This is a genomic window from Agrobacterium sp., assembly GCF_032092815.1.
GTDB lineage: Bacteria > Pseudomonadota > Alphaproteobacteria > Rhizobiales > Rhizobiaceae > Agrobacterium.
This window is the reverse complement of the sequence record NZ_DAMDBP010000041.1, coordinates 30,358-37,711: the sequence shown is the minus strand read 5'-3', so window position 1 is coordinate 37,711 and position 7,354 is coordinate 30,358. Positions and strand designations below refer to the sequence as shown.

General features: G+C 54.4%; 8 protein-coding genes and 1 pseudogene. 3 read left to right on the top strand and 6 right to left on the bottom strand.

Translation table 11 applies throughout. From position 1 onward, the window contains the following. The first annotated feature begins 289 nt into the window (after positions 1-289). Together RT613_RS19265 and RT613_RS19260 are read left to right on the top strand one after the other, a co-directional pair. Positions 290-691 (top strand): DUF2177 family protein, encoded by a 402-nt coding sequence (locus tag RT613_RS19265; protein WP_313618007.1) that lies wholly within the window; start codon positions 290-292, stop codon positions 689-691. Positions 692-845: 154 nt separating this feature from the next. Then, a complete protein-coding gene (locus RT613_RS19260) occupies positions 846-1,277 on the top strand; it encodes an OsmC family protein (RefSeq protein WP_313618001.1) in 432 nt (143 codons plus the stop codon). Between the two features lie 93 nt (positions 1,278-1,370). On the opposite strand, the gene RT613_RS19255 is transcribed toward RT613_RS19260, so the two are convergent. Beyond that, entirely contained in the window at positions 1,371-2,426 is a 1,056-nt protein-coding gene (locus RT613_RS19255; protein ID WP_313618000.1) for a Gfo/Idh/MocA family oxidoreductase, read from the bottom strand. A 6-nt stretch (positions 2,427-2,432) separates the two neighbouring features. Beyond that, complete coding sequence (locus RT613_RS19250) at positions 2,433-3,218, bottom strand: ThuA domain-containing protein (RefSeq protein WP_313617999.1); 786 nt, start codon at positions 3,216-3,218, stop codon at positions 2,433-2,435. A 386-nt stretch (positions 3,219-3,604) separates the two neighbouring features. Between RT613_RS19250 and RT613_RS19245 the strand changes: the two genes are divergently transcribed. Further along, positions 3,605-4,111 (top strand): YbhB/YbcL family Raf kinase inhibitor-like protein, encoded by a 507-nt coding sequence (locus RT613_RS19245; RefSeq protein WP_313617998.1) that lies wholly within the window; start codon positions 3,605-3,607, stop codon positions 4,109-4,111. Between the two features lie 32 nt (positions 4,112-4,143). On the opposite strand, the gene RT613_RS19240 is transcribed toward RT613_RS19245, so the two are convergent. The 4 genes and pseudogenes from RT613_RS19240 to RT613_RS19225 form a co-directional block, all read right to left on the bottom strand. Then, positions 4,144-5,511, bottom strand: a complete 1,368-nt coding sequence (locus tag RT613_RS19240) for an FAD-containing oxidoreductase (protein WP_313617997.1) — start codon at positions 5,509-5,511, stop codon at positions 4,144-4,146. Next, positions 5,508-5,969, bottom strand: coding sequence for a DUF4126 family protein (locus tag RT613_RS19235; protein ID WP_313617996.1), 462 nt, complete (start codon positions 5,967-5,969; stop codon positions 5,508-5,510). Before RT613_RS19235 ends, RT613_RS19240 begins: the two co-directional genes overlap by 4 nt. A gap of 281 nt (positions 5,970-6,250) precedes the next feature. Further along, on the bottom strand, positions 6,251-7,024 hold the full coding sequence (locus RT613_RS19230; protein WP_313617995.1) for an SOS response-associated peptidase: 774 nt from the start codon (positions 7,022-7,024) through the stop codon (positions 6,251-6,253). A gap of 57 nt (positions 7,025-7,081) precedes the next feature. Beyond that, positions 7,082-7,354, bottom strand: a pseudogene (locus RT613_RS19225) (ATP-dependent DNA ligase); the annotation flags it as partial.

The following is a 7,354-nucleotide window of genomic DNA, read 5'->3' as shown; positions in this document are numbered from 1 at the left end:
GAGGAAGCCCGTGAACAATTTTTGTTGGCTTCGGCTGAAGCAAACGTGTTGATGATACCACAGCTCTCTATTGCTTAATCAACGAACACAATCAGATCGATAGCACTTTGGCTGTCAAGCGATGCACATATCACGCGAAGGCTGTTGGTGGTATCACACTGGCATCAAGGAACACCGCAACTTGACTGCGAGCTTGAAGGCTCTGAGCGAGATGACGCCACGAAACTGGAACAAGTCCGACGTTGTTGTGTTCTCTAGTAGCGAAAACAATCGCTCGGGACATCAACGAATGAAACTAGTCAGTCTTGCTTACGCTGGAACTCTGATTTCCTTTTTATTGATAGATGCCATTTGGCTGGGCTTTGTCGCGAAAAACTTTTATCGGGACCAACTCGGCGATTTGATGCTTCCCAAACCGAACTTTGCAGTTGCGGCTCTCTTCTACGCATTTTTCGCGGTGGCAATCGTTATTCTCGCAGTTCTTCCCGCACTTGAGGCTGGCTCACTTTGGGTCGCCGTTTGTTATGGGGCTGTGCTTGGATTGGCCGCCTATGGCACTTACGACATGACGAACCTCTCCACCATTCGCGGCTGGCCCGTGTTGATGAGTGTCGTTGACCTCATTTGGGGTGCGTTGCTGACAGGCGCAGCCAGTGCATGCGGATACGTGACTGCGCGTCATTTTGGATAGCTGAGGCTCGTCTTAATTCTGCGTGGTCACACAGAGACAGAGAGAGAGAGAGAGAAGCGCGGTGCAGTCGATGATTTAGAGACCTGCCGACGATTACAGACCCACTGGCCCGCCACCCGGCATTGGCTATCTCATCAAACCTAAGGAGAACGTTATGGCAATACAAAAGAACGGTTCAGCGCACTGGAAGGGCGGCATCAAGGACGGCAAAGGCGAAATATCGACAGAGAGCGGCGCACTCAGCTCGCATCCTTACGGGTTCAACACGCGCTTTGAAGGTGTCAAGGGAACGAACCCAGAAGAGTTGATCGGTGCAGCTCACGCAGCCTGCTTTACTATGGCCCTCTCCAAAATGCTCGGTGAAGCTGGATATACTGCGACCGATCTTGACACGACGGCCGTGGTCACCCTTGATAAGGTCGGCGATGGGTTTGGGATCACCAAAATCGCCCTTACGCTTCGCGGTTCTGTTCCAGGTGCCGAACACGCCGAGTTCAGCGAAATCGCGAATAAGGCAAAAGAGGGCTGCCCGGTCTCGAAGGCTCTGTCTGCGGTACCAATTAGTCTTGAAGTGTCCTTATCATAACCAAACACCTTTTTGACGGTGGAAGCGGGTTTGAAGCCAGCTTCCACCCCTTCATTGGCGAGTTTGGATACTCCCGGTTGGACGGTTCGACTTTCAGTGATTACGGGTAACACTAAGTTCACGTCGCTCCCGGTCAGTCACGATTGACAGATCAAGTATTTTCTGGAGGTTCGCGGCGTGGAGAAACGCGGGGTCCGCCTTTCCTCCGCCCATGACGATTGCTGCAAACTTTTCGTAGTTGGTTGGCACTGGCCCTACCTGAATTTCTCTCCAGATGGCCTTGTCCACGTCGTCGCCCAAGCAACCGCGCAGCGTCGAGTAATCGGGCGTGTGAACGACTTCCAAGGCACCTTCGTCACCGTGAAGACGAAGACGCAGTTCATTGAGGTGACCGGTTGCCCAGCGTGTTGCGTGGATGACACCCATGGCGCCATTTTCAAATTCAGCCGTCATTGTAAAGCTGTCGTTTGCGTCGAGATCGTAGACGTCAATTCTGTTACCCTCATATTTGTCGAAGGTCTTCAGGCGTGTGAAAATGCGCTCCACATCGCTGCCTGCGCCATATGATGCGAAATCGAGAATGTGGATGCCGACATCACCGAGGACACCGTTGGAACCGTGCTTGGTGGATAGACGCCACAGCCACTTGCTCTCCGTCATCCAGTTACCCCAGGCTTTGGACACCAGCCAGCTCTGAAGATAGGAAGCTTCTAGGTGCCGTAGCTTGCCTATCCGCCCCTCCAACACCATCTGCCGTGCCGCCTGAAGGGGCGCAACATTACGGTAGGTCAGGTTGACCATTCCGATTAGCCCCGTCTGTTCCGCAGCCTCCGCCATTTCGACGGCCTTTGCATAGGTTTCCGCCAGCGGCTTTTCGCAAAACACATGTTTGCCAGCAGCCAGCAGCTTCAACGTTGTGGGATAGTGGATCGCATCCGGTGTGACGTTGGCCGCTGCGTCAAATTCACCCCAGGCCAACGCATCATCGAGCGACGTGAAGGTAAGAGGAATATTGTGGCGAACGGCAAATGCGCGAACGACCACGTCATCCACGTCAACAGCTGCAACCAGTTCGACGCCTGAGATTTGCGAGAAATGCATCACATGGCTATTCGCCATGCCACCGGTTCCAAGAATAAGAAGCTTCATGATTGATCACCTGTATCCTGCTTCACCCGCCTTGTGCAGTTTGGGGCCGCGTTCCTCGATAGATTCAGGAGCCTGATCGACTGGAACGTTCGGCGCATCGTGGATGGTCTTCAACGCCCCCGCGGGATTGTATGCCCACTTTACCGCATTGCTGATGACTTTCTGGACATTGGCGTCGTGATAGGTGGGGTAAGTTTCATGACCCGGTCGGAAATAGAAGATGTTTCCCGCACCCCGCCGCCAGGTCAGACCGGAGCGGAAAACCTCGCCTCCCTGAAACCACGAGATAAACACTGTCTCCAGCGGTTCTGGCACCGAGAACTGCTCACCGTACATTTCCTCGTTTTCAAGCTCGAAATGCTCCGGCAGACCTGCCGCTATGGGATGACGGGGGTTGATCGTCCAGACGCGTTCGCGCTCGCCGGCCTCGCGCCATTTCAACGCACACGGGGTACCCATCAGGCGCTTGAATGGCTTGGCAAAATGACCGGAGTGAAGAACGATCAGGCCCATACCTTCCCACACGCGTTTTACCACCCGTTCGACGATCTCGTCCTCGACCGCGCCGTGATCCTTATGCCCCCACCAGATAAGAACATCCGTCTGATCAAGCCTTGTCTGTGGCAGACCATGTTCATCTTCCTGAAGGGTGGCAGTGGATGCACTGATATCCGGATGCGTGTTCAGGGCATCGGCAATGGTGGTGTGCATGCCATTGGGATAATTCGAGCCAACAGTGTCATTTATATGCTCATGGATATTCTCGCCCCAGACGACTGTATTTATTTGCATGGAAGAGTTCCTTGATGAGTTGGCGGGAATTTGACGCCGGTGAAAGGAGGATTGGTAGGTCAGTCCGAGTCATCAAGTGATTGAATGTCTTGGATTGGCAACCTTAAAACTGCGGTACTCCGAGAGCTGGTTTTTCCGGCTCAACAACGAAATCAAACTCAGCAGTTTACGATAAGTTCCGCCGAGGAATGATCGACGACACTTGGGAAAATATAATCCTGGTGCTGCGTTCTTATGCTCAACTGGCCACTCGGTCAGAGCTGTAACGCGACAGGTTTCAAAAGTGGCCTCATGTGAGCCGCCGACATGCAGATGTGGAATGAGATCGCACGCCTGCGAGTTGCATAAGCAAAACCGACGGGCGAGATTTTTGACAGGTGTCCGTTATGTCTACAGTGCCCGCCATTGCAGTAAAATCCGCGTTCGAAAAGGGCGGTCCGATCCCGCTGCAATTTGCCGCCGATGGCGATAACGCTTCACAGGCGATTGAATGGAGGGGTGAGCCGAGCGCAATGAAGTCGTTTGTGATCATCAGTGACGACCCCGACGTTGCGAAGACAAAGCCGTTCACGCGCTGGCTTGCCTATGACATCCCGGAGACGGTCACCAAACTGCGTGAAGGCAATTCTGGCACGCCGGTGTTGCAGGAGCCGAAGGGCGTGAAACAGGGTGCCAACCGCATTGGCTCGGTCGGATATACCGGGCCGAAGCCGCCTGTCGGCGATCCAGCGCACCATTATCATTTCCGGGTCTTTGCGCTCGATATCGAAACACTGGATCTCGAGCCCGGCGCCAGGCGTGACGCCGTTTTGAAGGCGATGGATCCAGCAGATGAGAACGTCGCTGATCTTGGCGAACCGGCCACTGACTGGCCAGGGTCCGGTCGGAGGTAAAGGTTTTCAACGCAGCATTCTACAAGCTGGCGTCACGAAATAATTGGCTTGAGGTCGCCGATCAAAGTCGGCAGTAGCTCAGATACTGTTGGATGGATTGGCACTGACCATTGAAGTTCCGCATACGGAGTTTGAGCATTCATTGCGTCAATGATGCCGTGAATGACTTCGTCTCCCTCAATACCGAGAATTGCGGCACCCAGGATCTGTTTGGTGTTGGCATCGGCCACGATCTTCATGAAGCCCTGTGTTTCACCTTTTTCGACCGCCCTGCCAACACGGCTCATCGGGCGGGTCGAGACAAGTATCGGCAGGCCAGATGCCCTTGCCTGGCGTTCCGTCATGCCGACCCGGCCGAGCGGCGGATCAATGTAGAGGGCATAGGCGGGGATGCGCGCGCTGACCTTCCTGTTTGCACCATCAAGCAGGTTCGCAGCGACGATTTCGAAGTCATTGTAGGAGGTGTGGGTGAAAGCACCTCGCCCGTTGCAATCCCCCAAAGCCCATATGCCGGCTATATTTGTCGAGAGGTGATCATCAACGATGATGAACCCTTTTTCGTCAGTTTTGACACCTGCTGTTTCCAGACCAAGATCGTCCGTGTTGGGACGTCGGCCGGTTGCCACCAGAACATGGCTTGCAAGGATAGTGTCACCATTGATCGAAATCGAAACCTCGTCGCCAGACGTCGAGAACGACAGCGCCTTCACATCGGTCTGAATGGCGACACCTTCCGATCTCATGATGTCAGCAATCGCTTCCGAGATGTCTTCGTCCTCGCGCGACGCCAAGTGCGAACCGCGTTCCACTACCGTCACCTCAGCTCCAAAGCGGCGATACATCTGTGCGAACTCCAGCCCGATGTAGCTTCCTCCGATCACGACCAGGTGGCGCGGGACGGTGTCCAGTTGCAGGATCGTCGTGCTGGTAAGGTAGGTGATATCATTCAGCCCCGGATAACAGGGGATCGAAGGGCGTGCGCCGACATTGATGAATATCTGAGGGGCCGTAAGGCGTTCTCCATTAACAGCTACCGTCCGTGCATCTTCAAACCGGGCATGACCATAGATGATGGACATGTTGTCCAGACCACCAAGCCATGTCTCCAGTCCGCTTCGGGCGTTCATCGTGACGGCATGAGCACGGTCACGCACCATTGTCATATCGATGCGGACATCACCAGGCACGACAATACCGTACTTGCCTGCGTGTCTGGCGACATGTGCCGTTCTGGCGCTGGCGACAAGTGTCTTGGTCGGCATACAGCCTGCATTGACGCATGTACCGCCGAGATACTTGCGTTCGATAAGCGCGACCTTGCGCCCGAGTGACGCCATGCGCGCTGCCAGAAATGGACCGGCTTGTCCTGCTCCTATGAAAATTGCGTCGAACTCGCTCATGACACTGCCGCCACGATCAGGAGCGCGCCAACGACAGCGACGACATCTTCGACAAGAGCGGCTGGCAGATCACGGCCGAACGACGTCGCCAAACGTGCCCGGGCGGCCGCACCGCCATATGTACCGATAACGGCCCCGATAATTCCGGCAATCGCTCCCATGACAAGAAGCCCATCTGCCGCGCCAATGACCGCCCCAGACAAAGCGCCTGAAACGATACGCGTCGCAAACTGGATTGGTACCTTGCGCGATGGCGTGCCTGGCAGCTGATCAGAAATCAATTCACCCACCGCCACGATCGTGAAGATCCAGGCCGTCCATGGATTGCCCATAAATGACAGCCTGGTCTGTGACACGTCAAACCATCCCAGATAGGCCGCCCAGGCGACAGCGGCTGGCGCAGTCATGGCACGCAGGCCCGCAATAACCCCGATCAGAAGGGCGAGGACTAAGGTCATATTGTGCTTCCTTCTGTTTCGACTGACGGTCGAGAGTAGATTTAACAAACAACGAGAGCGTCTTGGTAGATTGCCAGCCAGGCTTTCTCGTCAGCACGACAATGGCGATCAGTTTCGCGCCTGGAAAGTTTAGAGTTGTACGTCCATGTAAACCGCTCTCGCATCACATTCTCCCGAACTGGAAAACGATAAATGGTCTGCAATGCTCAGGCATTTTGATCTTCTGGCTAGCGCTTTTGGCTTCAAATGTTCTCCTGGCTTGGATCGGACGGCTTTAACGCCTAAAACAAAGTCTGTTGTTCAACAGGTTCACCTGATTTGCTGACAATGGTTGATCCATACGGCTCGCGTGATGAGATCATCAACACGTCATCCGGCAGGGGTCGGGCCAAGTGTTTTGCCTCATCCCATGGTGCATTCATCCAGACATCAGTTTCATCTTTTGTCAGCAGCAGGACAGGCATCGCCTTTTCATGGATGGGTTTTACCACGGCGTTTGGATCTGTTGTCAGAAAGCCGTAGAGATCATCGCTGGTCATCCCATCCTTGACCTTCCTCACACTTTGCCATTGCGGCACCTGAATGCCGGCAAAGAACATCAGCGATTTATCCTCATCACGCGCAAACCAGGCATTTGGTACATTTCCGCCGGCTTGCTGACTTTTGGGATCTGGTTCGGCAAAGGTTGTCACGGGAACAATGCAGCGGTTTTCGACACCGAACCATTTTTTCCAGTGGGGCAGGGTGAGGTTTCTCACATTGGTGACACCGCGATCCGGCTCCATGCGCAAAAGTTCATCGATGTCCGCCGACTTACCCTTCGCTTTCAGCTTTTGCGCCCGGGTCTCGGCAGCTTTCTTTTGGATGTAGATGGGTGAGGGCAGTCCCCAGCGCGCATGGACGAGCTGTTTTTTACCGTCAGATGTATTCCGAATGATTGGCCCCATCTGGTCGGGGTTCATTTGATAGGCCAGCATCAGGTTAATCAGGGCCTCAACATCGGGAGCCCATTTCGTTACCCAATCCCTGTCTTCCATGCGATAGAGATTGCACATATCAGGCCATCCATTCCGCTCGAGTAGTGCCTATTGTAGCGCGTTGTGACGCTTATGCTAGTCGAGGCGGAACACTTCGGCATTGTCCTGGCGCTCGCGCAATCCCTTGTAGGATGCATGGCGCAGCTCTGCGTCGTCCGTCCAGCCACGATATTCTATCTCTGCAATCAAAGTTGGTTCGACCCAGACAATGTCAGAACTGTCAGCCTTAGACACTGGCGGCCGCTTTTGCTTCCAGTGCAACCTGTCGAGGGTCTTGCGAATTTTGGCGGCTTCAGTGGCCTCAAAATCGGTCTCGACATTGCCAACATACACCAGGTCATTGCCACG